Consider the following 20,408-nt stretch of genomic DNA (forward strand, 5'->3'; position numbering starts at 1 on the left):
ATCACGGCATCCGGCTCGACACCCACCGAACGCCACAGCTTCGCCAGCGACACCATCACCGCGAACAACACCGGCTGCACCACATCCACCCGGTCGAAACCGGGAGCACCCTCGACACCGCGCAGCACATCGGTCAACGACCAGTCCACGTAAGCGGACAGGGCCGTCTCACACTCGCCGATCGCCTCCGCGAACACCGGCGAGGACTCCAGCAAGCCCACCGCCATGCCGACCCACTGCGCCCCCTGGCCGGGGAAGACGAACACCGAACGGCCCGGTGCCTCGACGGCGCTCGCTCGGACCACGCCCGGTGCCTTGGCACCCTGGGCCAACGCTCCCAGGCGCTCGAGGAGTTCCTCTCGGCCGGTCCCGGTCACCGCGGCCCGGTACTGGAACGCGGACCTGGTCGTCGCGAGGGAGTGCGCCACATCGGCGGCACGCAGCTCCGGACGCTCGGCCACGAACTCCCGCAGCTGCTCGGCCTGGGACCGCACCGCGTCGTTGCTCTTGCCCGCCACGACCCACGTCACCGGGCCATCGGCGACCTCGGCCTCGGCGACCTCGGCCGCCTCGACCTCCGGAGCCTGCTCCAGGATGGTGTGCACATTGGTGCCACTCATGCCGAACGCCGACACACCCGCACGCCGCGGATGCCCGGTCTCGGGCCACGGCCTGGCCTCGGCCAGCAGCTCGACGTCGCCCTCCGTCCAGTCCACGTGCGGCGAAGGCTCGTCGAGGTGCAGCGTCTTCGGCAGCACACCGTGACGCATCGCCATCACCATCTTGATGATGCCGCCAACGCCCGCGGCCGCCTGCGAGTGGCCGATGTTCGACTTGATGGCGCCCAGCCACAGCGGCTCGCCCTCGGGGCGCCCCTGGCCGTAGGTGGCCAGCAGCGCCTGCGCCTCGATCGGGTCGCCCAGCGAGGTGCCGGTGCCGTGCGCCTCCACCGCGTCGACCTCGGCGGCCGACAGGCGAGCGTTCGCCAGCGCCTGCCGGATGACCCGCTGCTGCGAGGGGCCGTTGGGCGCCGTCAGACCGTTACTCGCACCGTCCTGGTTCACCGCGCTGCCCCGCACCACGGCGAGCACCGGGTGCCCGTTGCGGCGAGCGTCCGACAGCCGCTCGAGGACGAGCATGCCGACGCCTTCGGCCCAGCTCGCGCCGTCCGCGGCGGCCGAGAACGGCTTGCTGCGGCCGTCGGAGGCGAGGGCGCGCTGCCGGCTGAACTCGACCAGCGACATCGGGGTGGACATCACCGTCACACCACCGGCGAGAGCCAGCGAGCACTCGCCCTGGCGCAGTGCCTGCCATGCGAGGTGCAGGGCGACCAGCGACGACGAGCATGCGGTGTCCACCGTCATGGCGGGCCCTTCGAGGCCCAGGGTGTAGGAGATACGGCCCGAGAGCACGCTCGGCGAGACACCGGTGCCGACGAGGCCCTCGACTGCCTCCTGGGATCCGGCGAGGACACCGCCGTAGTCCTGGTACGTCGTGCCGGCGAAGACGCCGGTCTGGGTGCCCTTCGCCGAGAGCGGGTCGATACCGGCGCGCTCCAGCGCCTCCCACGAGGTTTCCAGCAGCAGACGGTGCTGCGGGTCCATCGCGATCGCCTCACGCGGCGAGATCCCGAAGAACGCCGGGTCGAACTGGCTGGCGCCGTGCAGGAAGCCGCCTTCCTGCGTGTAGCACTTGCCGGGCTCGTCCGGGTCCGGGTCGTAGAGGTTCTCCACGTCCCAGCCGCGGTCCGTCGGGAAGGGCGAGATGCCGTCCCGGCCCTGGGCGACGAGATCCCACAGATCCTCCGGGGTGGCCACCCCTCCGGGATAGCGGCAGCTCATCCCCACGATCACGATCGGCTCGTCGCTGTCCGCCACCGCGACCGGCGCCGGCTGCCGCGCCCCGGTCAGCGTGCCGAGGACCTCGGCACGGGCGAACTTCGCCAGTTCGACGGGGGTCGGGTAGTCGAACACGGCGGTCGCCGGGAGGCGCAGGCCAATGGCCTTGCTCACCCGGTTACGGAACTCGACGGCGGTCAGCGAGCTGAAGCCGATGTCCTTGAACGCCTGCGAGCCCTGGACCTGGTCGGCGGAGTCGTGTCCGAGCACCGCCGCGACATGCGTGCGGATTATCTCGAGCAGCACGCGGTCCTGCTCGGGCTCGGAGAGCCCGGCCAAGCGCTCCCTCAGCGATGCGAGCGGCCCGGCCTCCGGGCCGCCCCGCTGGGCGGTGCGCCGTGCGGTCCTGCGTCGACGGGCAGGCGGCATGGCAGTGGTCTCCTCAGCAGGGGTTTCGGTGGCCACGGGGGATTCGGTGGCCGCCGGAGCGTCGGCGCTCGCCTCGGGCGAGACGGCGGGCTCCGGCAGGGTCTCGGTCGTCTCCGGCGCCGGGAGCTCCGGCTGGTCCGTGGCGACCTGGCGCAGCGTCAACATGTCGGCGGAGACCACGGCCTCGCCGGCTCCGTCGACCGCGGCCAGGGAGAGGGTCTCCGGGCCCGTACGGGCGAGCCGGACACGCAGCTCGGAGGCGCCGGACGCGTACAGCGACACCCCGGCCAGACTGAACAGGAGGCGGCCGCGCCCCACGCCGTCCAGCACTCCGAGGCCGAGCGGCTGCAACGCCGCGTCCAGAAGGGCCGGGTGCAGCCCGAACCGCTCGGCCTCCGCAACGGACTCCTCGGCCAGGCTGATCTCGGCGAACACCTCGTCATCGCGCTGCCACACCGCTCGCAGGCCACGGAAGGAAGGTCCGTAGACGAGGCCGCTTTCGGCGAGCAGGTCGTACAGGCCGTCCACCTCGACGCGCTCGGCGCCGGGCGGGGGCCATGCGGCGGAGGCGAAGCGCACCGCTCCTTCGGCGGTGGCGAGATCGTCCGGCTCGGGGGCGAGCACACCGCTGGCGTGGCAGATCCACTCGTCCTCGTCCTCGTCCGCCGGCTCGGCCACGCGCGAGTACATCTCCAGCGAGCGGGTGCCGAACTCGTCCTCTTCGCCCAGGACGAGCTGAATCTGGACTCCGCTCCCTCGGGGGAGGACCAGCGGCGCCTGGCTGACGAGCTCTTCCACATGGCCGAGGCCGACCTCGTCACCGGCGCGAATCGCCAGTTCGACGAGGGCCGTGGTGGCCAGGACCGCCTCGCCGCGCAGGACATGGTCCGCCAGCCAGGGCTGGGTGTGCAGCGAGAGCGTTCCGGTGAAGACCAGGCTGTCGGTGCCCGCGACGGGGACCGCTCCGCCCAGCAGCGGGTGATCGGCGGGGTCGAGGCCGAAGGCGGCGGCGTCTCCCGCCGCGGTGCCGGACTCCAGCCAGTAGCGCTGGTGCTGGAACGCGTAGGTGGGCAGGTCCACCCGGCGGGCGCCGCGTCCGGCGAAGAAGGCCCGCCAGTCGACGGTTTCGCCGTGGACGTGTGCTTCGGCGAGGGCCGCGACGAGCGCCTGCGTCTCGGGACGGTCCTTGCGCAGCACCGGGACCAGCAGGGGGGCCGGTGTGTCGTCGGCCGCGATGTCGTCGACCGGTTCGGTCAGGCAGTCCTGGGCCATCGCGGACAGCACACCGTCGGGGCCCACCTCGATGTAGGTGGTGACGCCCTGGGCTTCGAGGGTCCGCACCCCGTTGAGGAAGCGGACGGTCTCGCGCACGTGCCGCACCCAGTACTCCGGCGAGCACACCTCTTCGGCACCGGCCTGCTCACCCGTGACGTTCGAGATGAACGCGGTGGACGGGCCGTGGTAGGTGAGCGTCTCCGCGACGGCGCGGAAGCCGTCCAGCATGGCGTCCATGTGCGGGGAGTGGAAGGCGTGGCTGACGCGCAGGCGCCGGGTCTTGCGACCCTGCTCCGCCCACTGGGCGGCGATCTCCAGCGCCGCTTCCTCGTCACCGGCGATGACCACGGCGGTCGGGCCGTTGACGGCGGCGACGCTCAGCTCGGCCGCACGACCGGCGAGCGAACCGGCGATCTCCTCCTCCGACGCCTCGACGGCGACCATGGCCCCGCCCTCGGGCAGCGCCTGCATCAGTCGGCCTCGGGCGGCCACCAGCGTGCACGCGTCCTCCAGCGAGAACACCCCGGCCACATGGGCGGCGGCGATCTCACCGATGGAGTGACCTATCAGCACATCCGGGGTGACGCCCCAGTGCTCCAACAGCCGGAAGAGTGCCACCTCGATGGCAAAGAGCGCGGGCTGAGTGAAGGCCGTCTGGTCGAGCAGTGCGGCTTCCGCACTGCCGTCTTCCGCGAACATCACCTCGCGCAGCGGACGGTCCAGCACCACGTCCAGGCGCGCACACACCTCGTCCAGCGCACGGGCGAACACCGGGAAGGCGTCGTACAGCTCCCGGCCCATACCCAGGCGCTGCGCACCCTGGCCGGTGAACAGGAACGCGGTCTTTCCGGCCTTGACCGCCTGCCCCTGGACGATGCCGGGGGCGTCGTCCCCGGCTGCGACGGTCTCCAGGCCACGCAGCAGCGCCTCACGGTCGGTGCCCAGCAGCACCGCACGGTGCTCGAACACCGATCGCGTGGCGACCAGCGATTCGGCGATGTCCAGCACACCGGACTCGGCCCCCTCGGAAAGGTGGGCTCGCAGCCGCCCAGCCTGGGCGCGCAAGGCTTCCGGGCTCCGGGCGGAGAGCGCCCAGGGGGCCATGCCGTGGTCGTCAACGGGGGCCGGGGCGGGCTCCGCCTCGTCCTGGACCGGGGCCTGTTCGATGATGGTGTGCGCGTTGGTGCCGCTCACACCGAAGGCGGAGATACCCGCCCGGCGCGGCTGCTCGGTCTCGGGCCATGCGGCGGCCTCGGTCAGCAGCCGCACCTCACCCGCCGACCAGTCCACCTCGCGCGACGGCTCGTCCACGTGCAGCGTCTGCGGCAACACACCGTGCCGCATGGCCATCACCATCTTGATGACACCGGCGACACCGGCCGCGGCCTGGGTGTGACCGATGTTCGACTTGATCGAGCCCAGCCAGAGCGGCAGGTCCTCCGGGCGCTCCTGGCCGTAGGTGGCCAGCAGCGCCTGCGCCTCGATCGGGTCACCCAGCGTCGTACCGGTGCCGTGCGCCTCGATCACCTGGACGTCGGCGGGCGACAGTTGGGCGTTGGCGAGGGCCTGGCGGATGACCCGCTGCTGCGAGGGGCCGTTCGGCGCCGTCAGACCGTTGCTCGCACCGTCCTGGTTCACGGCGGAGCCCCGCACGATGGCCAGCACCTGGTGGCCGTTGCAGCGGGCGTCCGACAGCCGCTCCACGAGGAGCATGCCGACGCCCTCGGACCAGCCCGTGCCGTCCGCGGCGTCCGCGAACGGCTTGCACCGGCCGTCGGGGGCGAGGCCGCGCTGGCGGCTGAACTCCACGAAGGCGGCCGGGCTGGTCATCACGGTGACGCCACCGGCGAGCGCCATGGAGCACTCGCCCTGGCGCACCGCCTGCGCGGCCTGGTGCAGGGCCACCAGCGACGACGAGCACGCGGTGTCCACCGTCAGCGCGGGCCCTTCCAGACCCAGGGTGTAGGAGACGCGGCCCGACACGACGGAGGTGGCGCTGCCGGTCAGCAGCTGCCCTTCGAGCCCCTCGGGGATCTCGTGCAGGCCCATTCCGTAGCCGGAGGTCGCGGCGCCGACGTAGACACCGATCTGGTTGCCGCGCACGGACGCCGGGTCGATACCGGCCCGCTCGAACGCCTCCCAGGACGTCTCCAGCAGCAGCCGCTGCTGCGGGTCCATGGCCAGCGCCTCACGCGGCGAGATCCCGAAGAACGCCGCGTCGAACTCACTCGCCCCGTCGAGGAATCCACCCTCACGGGCGTAGAACGTGCCCAAGCTCTCGGGGTCGGGGTCGTACATCCCGTCGACGTCCCACCCGCGGTCGGAGGGGAAGTCCGTGATGGCGTCCGTACCGGCCGCGACGAGGTTCCACAGCTCCTCCGGGCTGCGCACACCGCCGGGGAAGCGGCAGCTCATCCCGACGATCGCGATCGGGTCGTCATCGACCGGGGCCAGCACCGCCGACGGCGTGGCCACCGCGCCCTGTGTCCCCAGCACCTCGGCACGCAGATGGCCGGCCAGCACCGTGGCGCTCGGGTAGTCGAAGACCAACGTGGCCGGCAGCGCCAGCCCGGTCTCCGCGTTCAGCCGGTTACGGAACTCCACCGCCGTGAGCGAGTCGAAGCCCAGCTCCTTGAACGCACGCGCGGGCTCGACCGCCTCCGCACCGGAGAAGCCGAGGACCGCGGCGGCGTGGGCGCGCACCAGGTCGAGCAGGGTCCGGTCGATCTCGGCCTCGGTGAGCCCCGTCAGGCGCTCCCGCAGTGCCGAGCCGGTGCCGGCGCCTTCGGTGTTTCCGGCGCTCGCCAGCGCACGCTCGACCTCGGGCAGTTCACCGATGAGCGGGCTCGGCCGCCCCATGGTGAACGCGGGGGCGAATCGCTCCCAGTCCACATCGGCGACCGTCACCACACCGTCGTCACCCGCGACCGCACCCTGCAGAGCGGAGATCGCCAGAGCGGGCGCCATCGCGGGCAGACCGCGGCGGGCCAAGCCGTCGTCTCCGGCCGCCATACCGCCCTCGGCCCAGGGGCCCCAGGCGACAGCGGTTCCGGCGAGACCCCGCCCGCGACGCTCCTCCACCATGGCGTCCAGGTAGGCGTTGGCCGCACCGTACGCGGCCTGGCCACCACTGCCCCATACCCCGGCGATCGAGGAGAAGACCACGAACGCGTCGAGCGCCCGGTCGCCCAGCAGCTCATTCAGGTTGACGGCGCCCGCCACCTTGCCGGAGACCACCGCGGCGGCGTCGGCCAACCCGGTCTCGGCCAGCAGCCCCACCCCATTGGCGCCCGCCGCGTGGACCACCGCCGTCAGCGGGTACTCCTCCGGAACGGCGTCCAGCACCGCGGCCAGCTGCTCACGGTCGGCCACATCACAGGCCGCCACGGTCACCCGGGCGCCCAGGGCTTCGAGCTCCGCACTCAGCTCGACCGCCCCCGGCGCGTCAGGACCGCGACGGCTCGTCAGCACCAAGTGCTCGGCACCGCTACGCGCCAGCCAGCGCGCCACCTGACCACCCAGCGCGCCCGTGCCACCGGTCACCAGCACCGTGCCACGCGCCCGCCACGACGTGTCCTCGCCGACGGCCGCGGCCGACCGCACCAGTCGGCGTACGAAGACACCGGAGCCGCGCACCGCGACCTGGTCCTCGCCGCCCTCGGCGGACAGCACACCGGCCAGCCGCGCCACCGCGCGCTCATCCAACGACTCGGGCAGATCGATCAGACCGCCCCACAGCGGCGACAGTTCCAGCGCGGCCGTCCGGCCCAGCGCCCAGACCATCGCCTGCGCCGGGCTGGTGAGCCGCTCGGAACGGCCCACCGACACGGCACCACGCGTTCCGCTCCACAGCGAGGTCTCGACACCAGCGTCGACCATGGCCCGTACCAGGGACAGCGTCAGGGCGACACCGCCCGACAGCGCCGGGTGCTCCGGGCAGGGTGCCTCGTCCAGAGCGAGCAGCGACAGCACACCACCCAGCTCCGGCGCCTCCGCGGCCGCCTCACGCAGCCGCTCGGCCAGCACATCCGTGTCGAGGTCGCGCTCGTCCAGCACGAGCGACACCACACCCGCGCCATGTCGTTCGAGCCCGGCAACGACCCCCGAGACCAGCTCGTCCTCGGCGCGGGACGCCGGAACCACCACCAGCCACGTCCCCGACAGCGAGCCGTCGGCCGCCTCGGAAATCGGCTTCCACGACACCCGGTAACGCCAGCCATCGATGGTCGACTGGTCACGAGTGCTGCGGTGATCCCCGCCCCGGGGGGGCACCACCCGGCTCAGGCGCCCCCGGCTGTCCACCCCCCGGGCCCCCGCCAGCGACTCCAGGTCCTGGCGCTCCACCACCTCCCAGAACCGCGCGTCCACCGAGTCCACGGCGCCCGGTGTGCCCCATCCGTTCAGGGAGAGGGACACCTCGGGCCAGTACCGCTCGCGCTGGAAGGCGTACGTCGGCAGCTCCACCATCCGCGCGCCGCGCCCGGCGAAGACGGACTCCCACTCCACCGAGCCACCGTGGACGTGAAGTTCGGCCAGCGCGGTCATCAGCGCCTGGGTCTCGGGGCGGTCCTTGCGCAGCACCGGCACCACGGCCGAGGCCGAAGCCTCCTCCGCGGTCAGGCAGTCCCGCGCCATCGCGGACAGCACACCGTCGGGGCCGATCTCCAGGAACCTGGTGACGCCCTGGGCGTTGAGTGCCCGCATGCCGTCCGCGAACCGCACGGCCTCGCGCACATGCCGCACCCAGTACTCGGGCGAGCACACGTCATCCGCGTTCGCCGCCTCGCCCGTCACATTCGAGACCAGGCCGATGGACGGTGCCTGGAAGGACAGGCCCGTGACGACGTCACGGAAGTCGTCCAGCATCGCGTCCATACGTGGCGAGTGGAACGCGTGACTGACCTTCAGCCGACGGGTCTTACGACCCTGCTCCGCCCACTGCCCGGCGATCTCCAGCGCCGCCGCCTCATCGCCCGCGATGACCACGGCCGTCGGGCCGTTGACGGCGGCGACGCTCACCTCGGCCTCACGGCCGACGAGCGACGCCGCGAGCTCTTCCTCGGACGCCTCGATGGCGACCATCGCCCCGCCCTCGGGCAGCGCCTGCATGAGGCGGCCACGAGCAGCCACCAGCGTGCAGGCGTCCTCCAGCGAGAACACCCCGGCCACATGGGCGGCGGCGATCTCACCGATGGAGTGACCTATCAGCACATCCGGGGTGACGCCCCAGTGCTCCAACAGCCGGAAGAGTGCCACCTCGATGGCAAAGAGCGCGGGCTGGGTGAAGCCCGTCTGGTCCAGCAGGTCGGCGTCCGCGCTCCCCTCCGCCGCGAACACCACATCCCGCAGCGGACGATCCAGCACCACGTCCAGGTGCGCACACACCTCGTCCAGAGCACGGGCGAACACCGGGAACGCCTCGTACAACTCCCGCCCCATGCCAAGGCGCTGCGCGCCCTGACCCGAGAACAGGAACGCCGACTTTCCACCCGTTACGGCCTGCCCCTGGGCGACTCCCGAGGCGATTCCGCCCTCCGCGACGGCCCGCAGGCCACGCAGCAGGGTCTCCCGGTCCTCACCCACCAGCACGGCCCGGTGCTCGAACACCGACCTGGACGCCAGCGTGTGTCCGACGTCCAGCACTCCGACGTCTTCCCGCGCCGCCACATGCCCGTACAGCCGCTCGGCCTGCGCCCGCAGCGCCTCCCGGCTCTGCCCGGAAACCAGCCACGGCACCACGGCCGCCGACACCGACGTCTCGGGCCCGGCCGCCTGCGCGGCCACGGCCTCTTCCAGGTCAGGAGCCTGTTCGAGGATGGTGTGCGCGTTGGTGCCGCTCAGCCCGAACGAGGAGATACCCGCCCGGCGCGGCTGTCCCGTCTCCGGCCACGCGGTGGCCTCGGTCAGCAGCCGCACCTCACCCGCCGACCAATCCACCTGCCGCGACGGCTCGTTCACATGCAGCGTCTGCGGCAGCAGGCCCGCGCGCATGGCCATCACCATCTTGATGACCCCGGCCACGCCCGCGGCGGCCTGCGTATGGCCGATGTTGGACTTGATGGCGCCCAGCCACAGCGGGCGGCCCTCCGGGCGGTCCTGACCGTAGGTCGCGAGCAGCGCCTGCGCCTCGATCGGGTCACCCAGCGTCGTACCGGTGCCGTGCGCCTCCACCGCGTCCACCTCGGCGGCCGACAGCCCGGCGCTGGCCAGCGCCTGTCGGATGACCCGCTGCTGCGAGGGGCCGTTCGGCGCCGTCAGACCGTTCGACGCACCATCCTGGTTCACGGCGGAGCCCCGCACGACCGCCAGCACCTGGTGGCCATTGCGCCGGGCGTCCGACAGCCGCTCGACGAGCAGCATGCCCACGCCCTCGGACCAGCCCGTGCCGTCCGCACCCTCGGCGAACGGCTTGCAGCGGCCGTCGGGGGCCAGGCCGCGCTGGCGGCTGAACTCCACAAAGGCACCCGGTGTCGACATCACCGACACACCACCGGCCAGCGCCAGATCGCACTCGCCCTGGCGCAGCGCCTGTGCCGCGAGATGCAGCGCCACCAGCGACGAGGAACACGCCGTGTCCACCGTCATGGCCGGCCCCTCGAGGCCGAACGTGTACGAGATGCGCCCGGACACCACACTGGCCGCGCTGCCCGTGCCCACATGGCCCGCGAAGTCCTCGGGCGCGTCGAGCATGATCGTGGAGTAGTCCTGGCCGTTGGTGCCGACGAACACACCGGTCCGGGTGCCACGCAGCGAGGCCGGTTTGACGCCCGCGTTCTCGAACGCCTCCCACGACGTCTCCAGCAGCAGCCGCTGTTGCGGGTCCATCGCGATCGCCTCGCGCGGCGAGATCCCGAAGAACCCGGGGTCGAACTGCGGCGCCCCGTAGAGGAAGCCGCCCTCTCGGGCGTAGAACGTGCCCGGGTGCTCGGGGTCCGGGTGGTACATCCCCTCGACGTCCCAGCCACGGTCGCCGGGGAACCCGGCGATGCCGTCGCCGCCCTCGGCCAGGAGTCGCCACAGGTCCTGCGGGGTCTCGACGCCACCGGGGAAGCGGCAGCTCATCGCCACGATCGCGATGGGGTCGTCGTCTTCGGGCCGCACCCCGTGCGACATCGTCGAGAGGGCCGCTTCGGCGTGGGACCCGGCCAGTTCCGCCCACAGGTGATCGGCGAGCACCTCGGCGGTGGGGTAGTCGAAGACGAGGGTCGCGGGCAGGCGCAGGCCGGTGGCCATGTCGAGCCGGTTGCGCAGCTCGATCGCGGTGAGTGAGTCGAACCCGTGGTCCCGGAAGGCCCGGCCGGGCTCGACGGACTCCGCGGAGAAGTGGCCGAGGACCGCGGCCGCGTGGGTGCGTATGAGGTCCAGCAGGAGGGCGCGCTGTTCCGCGTCCGGCTGTCCGGCCAGTTGTTCCCGCAGGTCGTGGCCCGCCCCTGCCTCGGCGGCGGCTCCGCCCGCGGCGGTCAGGAGCTCACGCGCCTCGGGGATGTCGCTGACGAGGGCGCTGGGGCCCGCGCTCAGCGTCGAGGCCATGCCGGTCCAGTCGATGTCGGCCACGACCAGCGCGGCCTCGTCGTGGCCCACTGCCCAGCGCAGCAGGTCCACGGCGAGCGAGGGGGCCATGGGGGGCAGCGGCCCTCCGCGGAACCGCTCCCCGGCACGGCCGCTCGCGGCCATGCCGCCGTCGGCCCACGGGCCCCAGGCGACCGCGGTGGCGGCCAGGCCCTGGGCCCGGCGCTGCTGTGCCAGCGCGTCCAAGTAGGCGTTGGCCGCCGCGTAGGCGCCCTGGCCCGCGCTGCCGACGACGCCGGCGAACGAGGAGAACAGCACGAACGCGTCGAGCGGCAGGCCCTCGGTCAGCTCGTGCAGCTGCCGCGCGCCCTCCACCTTCGCGGTCAGCGTCTCGGCGAGCTGGTCGACGGTCAGGCCGTCCAGCACACCGTCGTCCAGAATGCCCGCCGCGTGTACGACGGCGCTGAGCGGGTAATCCTCCGGGATGGCAGCCAGCACCGCGGCGAGGGCGTCCCGGTCGGCGGCGTCGCAGGCCGCCACGGTCACCTGGGCGCCCAGTTCCTCGAGCTCCGCCTTGAGCTCGGAGGCGCCCTCGGCCGCCGGGCCCCGACGGCTGGTCAGCACCACGTGTTCGGCGCCCTCGCGCACGGCCCAGCGCGCCACATGGGCGCCCAGGGCGCCGGTGCCACCGGTGATCAGCACCGAGCCACGGGGCCGCCACGCGCGCTCCGCCGACTCGTTGCCCACCGTGACGCGGGAGAGGCGCCGGGCGTACGCTCCGGATCCGCGCACCGCCACCTGGTCCTCGCCGCCTTCGGCGGACAGCGCCCAGGCCAGTCGCGCGGCGGCGCGCTCGTCCAGCGTCTCCGGCAGATCGACGAGTCCGCCCCAGATCCGCGGGTGCTCCATGGCCGCCACCCGGCCAAGGCCCCAGATCTCCGCTTGCGGGGTGCTGGTGAGCTGGTCGGAGCGGCCCACCGCAACGGCCCCCCGGGTGCCGCACCACAGCCGGGTCTCGATGTCCGCCTCGGCCAGGGCCCGCACCAGCGTCAGCGTCAGCGCGAGGCCGCGGGGGACTACCGGCTGTCCGGTGCAGGGCCGCTCGTCCACGCCCACCAGGGACAGCACACCGCCGATCCCGGGCAGGTCGGCGGCGATGTCGCGCAGCCGCCCGGTCAGCACGCCGGGGGCGAGGTCGTCCTCGTCCGCGACCACACGAACGACATCGGCACCGTGCCGCTGGAGAGCGGCGCACGCCGACTCCACGAATGTGTCATCGATGCCGGAGGCGGGGACGGCCACGAGCCAGGTCCCCGAGAGGGCGGCCGCGGGGGTCTCCGAGACCGGCTTCCACGAGATGCGGTACCGCCAGCCGTCGACCGTGGCCCGGTCACGCTGCTGACGGCGGTACGAGGACAGCGCGGGCAGCAGCTCGCCGAGCGAGCCATCGCCATCGACCTCCAGCGCCGCCGCCAGCGCCGCCAGGTCCTCGCGCTCCACCGCGTCCCAGAACCGCGCGTCCACACTGTCCGCGGCGGAACCGCCGGACACCGTGCTCGTGCCCTCCAGCCAGTAGCGCTGACGCTGGAAGGGGTACGTCGGCAGCTCGACCTTGCGGGCGCCCCGCCCGTCGAAGACCTGCTCCCAGTTGACCGTCACACCGTGGACATGGGCCTCGGTCAGCGCGGCCATCAGAGCCTGTGCGTCAGGGCGTCCCTTGCGCAGAACGGGCACCACGACCGGGGCCGACGCCGACTCGGCCGTCAGGCAGTCCCGCGCCATCGCCGAGAGCACACCATCGGGGCCCACCTCCAGGTAGGCGGTGACGCCCTGGGCATCGAGGGAGCGAATGCCGTCGGCGAAGCGCACGGCCTCGCGCACATGCCGCACCCAGTAGTCCGGCGAGCTGATCTCGTCGGCCCCGACCGGCTCTCCCGTGATGTTGGAGACCAGGGCCAGGGTGGGGGTCTGGAAGGACAGCCCCCGCACGACACGGCGGAAGTCATCCAGCATCGCGTCCATGCGCGGGGAGTGGAAGGCGTGGCTGACCTTCAGCCGACTGGTCTTGCGCCCTTGTTCCGACCACTGGGCGGCGATCTCCAGCACGGCGGCCTCGTCACCGGCGATGACCACGGAGGTCGGGCCGTTGACCGCGGCGATGCTCACCTCGGCCTCACGACCGGCGAGCGATCCGGAGATCTCCTCCTCCGACGCCTGCACCGCGACCATGGCGCCGCCTTCGGGCAGCGCCTGCATCAGCCGGCCGCGAGCGGCCACCAGGGTGCACGCGTCCTCCAGGGAGAGCACCCCGGCCACATGGGCCGCGGCGATCTCGCCGATGGAGTGGCCGATGAGGACATCCGGGGTGACGCCGAAGTGCTCCAGGAGCCGGAACAGCGCCACCTCGATGGCGAACAGCGCGGGCTGGGTGAACGCCGTCTGATCCAGAAGCCCGGCGTCCGCGCTCCCCTCCGCCGCGAACACCACCTCCCGCAACGGACGGTCCAGCACCACATCCAGGTGCGCACACACCTCGTCCAGCGCCTGGGCGAACACGGGGAAGCCGTCATACAGCTCCCGGCCCATCCCAAGGCGCTGCGCGCCCTGGCCGGAGAAGAGGAACGCCGTCTTGACGGCCGTCCCCGCCACGCCCTGGAGCACACCGGGAGCGACCTCGCCCGCGGCGATGGCTTCGAGCCCGGCGAGAAGTTCCGTGTGGTTCTCACCGGACACCACCGCGCGATGCTCGAACATCGACCGTGTGGCCACCAGCGAATGACCGACGTCCAGCGCGCTCAGCTCGGCCCGCTCCAGCAGGAACGCCTTGAGCCGGGCGGCCTGGGCCCGCAGAGCGTCCGAGTCACGACCCGACAGCAGCCACGTGGCCACACCGGTGTCACCGTCGGAAACCGGGCTCGCCTCGGCCTCGTCCTCGGCCGCCGGGGCCTGCTCGATGATGGTGTGCGCGTTGGTACCGCTCACACCGAACGCCGACACACCGGCCCGGCGCGGCTGACCCGTCTCCGGCCACTCGGTGGCCTCCGTCAGCAGCCGCACCTCGCCCGCCGACCAATCCACCTGCCGCGAGGGCTCACCCACGTGCAGCGTCTGCGGCAGCACCCCGTGCCGCATCGCCATCACCATCTTGATGACACCCGCGACACCGGCGGCGGCCTGGGTGTGACCGATGTTCGACTTGAGTGCGCCCAGCCAGAGCGGGCGGCCCTCCGGCCGCTCCTGGCCGTAGGTGGCCAGCAGGGCCTGCGCCTCGATCGGGTCGCCCAGGGATGTACCGGTCCCGTGCCCCTCCACCACGTCCACGTCGGACGGGGCCAGCCGGGCGCTCGACAGGGCGTCCCGGATGACCCGCTGCTGCGAGGGGCCGTTCGGCGCCGTCAGACCGTTGGACGCGCCGTCCTGGTTGACCGCGGAGCCACGCACGACCGCCAGCACCGGGTGGCCGTTCCTCCGCGCGTCGGACAGCCGCTCCACCAGCAGCATGCCAACGCCCTCAGACCAGCCCGTGCCATCCGCCGTGTCCGCGTACGGCTTGCACCGGCCATCGGGTGCCAGTCCACGCTGCCGGCTGAACTCCACGAAGGCGGTGGGGCTGGTCATCACCGTGACGCCGCCGGCCAGCGCCAGGTCACACTCACCCTGGCGCAGCGCCTGCGCCGCGAGATGGAGCGCCACCAGCGACGAGGAACACGCCGTGTCCACCGTCACCGCGGGCCCCTCGAGACCGAAGGTGTACGCGATACGGCCTGATACGACGGACGTCGAGGTGCCCGTCAGCAAATGGCCTTCGACTTCCTCCGGGAGCTCGTCGACATCCGTCCCGTAGCCCGAGGTCGAGGCTCCCACGAAGACACCGCCCCGACGGCCCTTCACCGACCCCGGAGCGATGCCCGCACGCTCGAACGCCTCCCATGAGGTCTCCAGCAGCAACCGCTGCTGCGGATCCATGGCAAGCGCCTCGCGCGGCGAGATCCCGAAGAAGCCCGCGTCGAACTCGCCCGCGTCGTGCAGGAAGCCACCCTCACGGGCGTAGAACGTGCCCGAGCTCTCGGGGTCGGGGTCATACATCCCGTCCACGTCCCACCCACGGTCGGATGGGAAGTCGGAGATGGCATCGCCACCGCCGGCCACCAGCCGCCACAGGTCCTCGGGGCTCCCCACACCACCCGGGAAACGGCAGCTCATCGCCACGATCGCGATGGGTTCCTGCTCTCCCGCCTCCAGCTCGCGCAGGCGTTGGCGCGCTTGGTGCAGATCTGCTGTTACCCGCTTGAGGTAATCTCGAAGCCTATCTTCGTTCACCATGAAAACCTTGCCTATTACGAGTCAAAGAAGACTGAAGAATGAAAGGAGGCCAGAGAACTGCACCTCGCAGGTCACATTTAGCTGAGCTCATTTTCGATGAAATCGAAGAGATCGTCGTCGGACGCCCCGTCAAGCCGCTGCGTAATGCTCTCAGCGTCCTTCGCTCCGCCCTCGTCGCCATTCAGCCTGGCGAGGAGTACTTGGAGTCGGGATGCGATGGCCATTCGCTCGGCACTGTCCGGCTCAGCCGTGGAGAGTGATGCCTCGAGTTTTTCCAGATCCGCGATCAGCGGAGTGGCGGAAGTCCCTTCGTCGGGCAGTACGCCCGCTCGTACGTGTTCTGCGAGAGTCCTCGCGTTGGGATAGTCGAAGACCAGCGTGGTCGGCAGCCGGAGTCCGGTGTCCGCGTTCAGCCGGTTTCGGAATTCTACCGCCGTGAGCGAGTCGAATCCCAATTCCTTGAAGGCGCGGTCGGATTCCACGCCCTCCATACCGGAGAATCCGAGAACCGCGGCCGCGTGACCGCGCACCAGGTCGAGGACGGCGCGCTCCCGCTCGCCCGGGGCCAGCGCGAGAAGCCGTTCCCGCAGGCGCGATCCGGCCTCCGCATGGGTCTCCTCGGCGGCACGGGCCTGCTCCAGGGCCGATACGACCTCGGGCAGTTCGCCGATGAGCGGGCTGGGCCGTCCGATCGTGAACGCCGGGGCGAATCGCTCCCAGTCCACATCGGCGACCGTCACCAGACCTTCGTCACCCGCGACCGCACCCTGCAGCGCGGCGATCGCCAGACCGGGCGCCATCGCGGGCAGGCCACGACGCGCCAGCTGGTCGCCGCCGTCGCCGGCCGCCATACCGCCCTCGGCCCAGGGGCCCCAGGCCACGGCGGTACCGGCGAGGCCCCGGGCACGGCGGTCCTCCACCAGCGCGTCCAGATAGGCGTTGGCCGCGCCGTACGCGGCCTGGCCACCACTGCCCCACACACCGGCGATCGACGAGAAGACCACGAACGCGTCCAGCTCACTGTCGCCCAGCAGCGCGTCCAGGTGGTCGGCTCCCGCAGCCTTCCCCGACACCACCGACGCCGCGTCCGCCAGACCCATCCCCACCAGCTCGGCCGCCTGCTCCACACCCGCCGCGTGGAAGACGGCCCGCAGCGGGAACTCCTCCGGAACGGCGCCCAGCACTGCGGCCAGCTGCTCACGGTCGGCCACATCACAGCCCACCACGGTCACCCGGGCGCCCAGGGCTTCGAGCTCCGCACTCAGCTCGGCCGCCCCCGGCGCGTCAGGACCGCGACGGCTCGTCAGCACCAGATGCTCGGCCCCCTGGCCCACCGCCCATCGCGCGATCCGAGCACCCAGCGCGCCCGTGCCGCCGGTCACCAGCACCGAACCGCCGACTCGCCACGACCGCTCGCCACCCTCAGCAGCGCCGGCTTCGGCCCTCACCAGGCGCCGGGCGAACACCCCGGAACCGCGCACGGCGATCTGGTCCTCATCGCTCCCGGCGGACAGCACACCCACCAACCGGCCCACGGCCCGCTCGTCCAGCACCTCGGGCAGATCGACCAGACCACCCCACACCTCGGAGTGCTCCAGCCCCACGACCCGGCCCAGACCCCACACCTGCGACTGCGTCACACCGGCGAGCCGGTCCGAACGCCCCACCGACACCGCGCCGCGCGAGGCACACCACAGCGGGGCCTCGGCGCCCACCTCCACCAACGCCTGCACCAGCGTCAGCGTGGAGGCGAAGCCGCCGGACAGCGCGGGGTACTCCGGGCAGGGCTCCTCGTCCAGAGCGAGCAGCGACAACACACCACCCAGCTCGGGCACCTCCGCGACCACCGCACGCAGCCGCTCCGCCAGGGCCTCGGCGTCAAGGTGGTGCTCATCCACCACCAGCGACACCACATCCGCGCCATGCCGCTCGAGCCCGGAGACAACGCCTGCCACCAGCTCGTCCTCGGCACGCGACGCCGGAACCACCGCCAGCCACGTCCCCGACAACGACCCGCCGGTCACGTCCGCGACCGGCTTCCACGACACCCGGTAGCGCCAGCCGTCGATCGTCGACTGCTCGCGGTTGCTCCGGTGATATGCGGACAGCGCGGGCAGGACCGTACTGAGCGGCGCATTGCCATCGACGTCTAGCGCCTCGGCGAGCGCTTCGAGATCCTCGCGCTCGACCGCTTCCCAGAATCGCGCGTCCACCGAATCCGCGGCGGTCGAACCGGCATCCCGGCCGCCACCGGCCGCGGATGTCTCCGGCCAGAACCGCTCATGCTGGAACGCGTATGTGGGCAACTGCACATGGCCCGCACCGCGGTCCGCGAATACCGATTCCCAGTTCACCGCGCCACCGTGCGCATGCAATTCGGCCAGCGCCGTCACCAACGCCCCTGCCTCGGGGCGCTGCTTGCGCAGCACAGGAACCAGCATTGCCGCTGAAGTTTCTTCGGCGCCGTCCGCGAGGCAGTCCTGTGCCATCGCGGTGAGCACACCATCGGGACCCACTTCCAAGAACCTGGTCACACCCAACGCCTTAAGCGAACGTACCCCATCCGCGAACCGGACCGCCTCACGCACATGCCGAACCCAATACTCCGGAGAACACGTCTCCGCCTCCGATACCAGCCCACCGGTGACATTGGACACCAGCGCCATGGTCGGCGGTTCAAAAGAGACCTCACGGACCACGTGGCCGAACGCGTCCAACATACTGTCCATGAGGCAAGAGTGAAACGCATGAGAGACCCGCAAACGCCTAGTCTTTGTCCCCTTCGCCGTCCATGTGTCCGCCACCTCCTGGACCCCGGCCGCATGGCCCGCGATCACCACCGCCGACGGACCGTTGACCGCCGCGATGCTCATCTCGTGCTCGCGCCCGGCGAGTGAGGCGGCGACCTCCTCCTCGGATGCCTGGATGGCCACCATCGCGCCGCCCTCCGGCAGCGCCTGCATCAGCCGGCCGCGGGCCGCGATCAGCGTGCACGCGTCCTCCAGCGAGAACACCCCGGCCACATGCGCCGCCGCGATCTCACCGATGGAGTGACCGATCACCACATCCGGGGTGACGCCGAAGTGCTCCAGCAGCCGGAACAGCGCCACCTCGATGGCGAACAGCGCGGGCTGGGTGAACGCCGTCTGATCCAGCAGCCCGGCGTCCGCACTGCCCTCGGCCGCGAACATCACCTCACGCAGCGGGCGGTCCAGCAGGAGGTCGAGGTGCGCACACACCCCGTCCAGTGCCTGAGCGAACACCGGGAACGCCTCGTACAACTCCCGCCCCATGCCCAGGCGCTGCGCACCCTGACCCGAGAACAGGAACGCCGTCTTGCCGCCCGGTACCGCCTGCCCCTGGACGACGCCGGAGGCGATACCGCGCCCGGCCACGGCCTCGAGACCGCGCAGCAGGTCCTCCCGGTCCTCGCCGACCAGCACGGCCCGGTGCTCGAACACCGAGCGGGCCGCCAGCGAGTACCCCACGTCCAGCGCCCCGAGGTCGACCCGGGCCGCCACATGCGCGTGCAGCCGGTCGGCCTGGGCCCGCAACGCCTCCGGGCTCTTCCCGGAGACCAGCCACGGCACCATGTCCATCGCCCCGGCCGTTCCGGGGGTCGCGGGATCCGAGACCTCGGACTCCGCCACAGCGGGGGCCTGTTCGATGATGGTATGCGCATTGGTGCCGCTCAGTCCGAACGAGGAGATACCCGCCCGGCGCGGTCGGTCCGTCTCCGGCCACGCGGTCGTCTCGGTCAGCAGCCGCACCTCACCCGCCGACCAGTCCACCTGCCGCGACGGCTCACCCACATGCAGCGTCTTCGGCAGCACACCGTGCCGCATCGCCATCACCATCTTGATCACACCCGCCACACCCGCGGCGGCCTGCGTATGACCGATGTTCGACTTGATGGCCCCCAACCACAGCGGGCTTCCCTCCGCCCGGTCCTGGCCGTACGTCGCCAGCAGCGCCTGCGCCTCGATCGGGTCACCGAGCATGGTGCCGGTGCCATGCGCCTCGACCGCGTCCACCTCGGCGGCCGACAGCCCGGCGCTGGCGAGCGCCTGCCGGATCACCCGCTGCTGCGAGGGGCCGTTCGGCGCCGTCAGACCGTTCGACGCGCCGTCCTGGTTGATGGCGCTGCCACGCACCACCGCCAGCACTGGGTGGCCGTTGCGGCGGGCGTCCGACAGCCGCTCCACGAGCAGCATGCCCACGCCCTCGCCCCACCCGGTGCCATCCGCATCATCGGAGAACGGCTTGCACCGACCGTCGGGAGCGAGTCCACGCTGACGGCTGAACTCCACGAAGGCGCTCGGTGTCGACATCACCGACACACCACCGGCCAGGGCCAGATCACACTCGCCCTGGCGCAGCGCCTGCATGGCCATGTGGAGTGCCACGAGCGACGAGGAGCACGCGGTGTCCACCGTCACCGCGGGTCCCTCGAGACCGAAGGTGTAGGAGATGCGCCCCGACGCCACGCTGGCCGCGCTCCCCGTGCCCAAGTGGCCTTCGAGGTCACCCTGTTCGTCCATCCACAACCCGGCGTAGTCCTGGCCGTTCGTTCCGACGAACACACCCGCCCGGGTGCCCCGCAGCGACTCCGGAGCGATACCGGCCCCCTCGAACGCCTCCCACGAGGTCTCCAGCAGCAGCCGCTGCTGCGGGTCCATGGCCAGCGCCTCGCGCGGCGAGATCCCGAAGAACCCCGCGTCGAAGTCGGGGGCGCCGTAGAGGAAGCCGCCCTCGCGTGCGTAGGACGTGCCGAACCGCTCGGGGTCGGGGTCGTACAGCCCGTCGAGGTCCCAGCCGCGGTCGGCGGGGAACTCGGCGATGGCGTCGCCACCCTCGGCGACCAGCCGCCACAGCTCCTCCGGGGTATGGACATCCCCGGGGAAGTGGCAGCTCATCGCGACGATCGCGATCGGGTCATCGTCCACGGCAACGGCCCTCGGCTCGGCCGCGGGCACCCGCGGCGGGGGGGTGACGGCCGGGTCGCGGGCGGGGGAGTCGAGCCCGGGCCGCGCG

Annotated in this window: 2 protein-coding genes; both read right to left on the reverse strand. The window is 72.0% G+C overall.

The genetic code is table 11. The features are described from left to right. The coding region (locus tag ACFXB5_RS24715; protein WP_385211563.1) for a type I polyketide synthase at positions 1–15,371 on the reverse strand (15,371 nt) is incomplete at its 3' end. 80 nt (positions 15,372–15,451) lie between these two features. After that, positions 15,452–20,320 carry a type I polyketide synthase gene (locus ACFXB5_RS24720; RefSeq protein ID WP_385211565.1) on the reverse strand — a complete coding sequence of 1,623 codons (4,869 nt, stop codon included), beginning with the start codon at positions 20,318–20,320 and terminating at the stop codon, positions 15,452–15,454. Between the last annotated feature and the right edge of the window lie 88 nt (positions 20,321–20,408).

It is taken from the genome of Streptomyces sp. NPDC059455, from assembly GCF_042750115.1.
GTDB lineage: Bacteria > Actinomycetota > Actinomycetes > Streptomycetales > Streptomycetaceae > Streptomyces > Streptomyces endocoffeicus.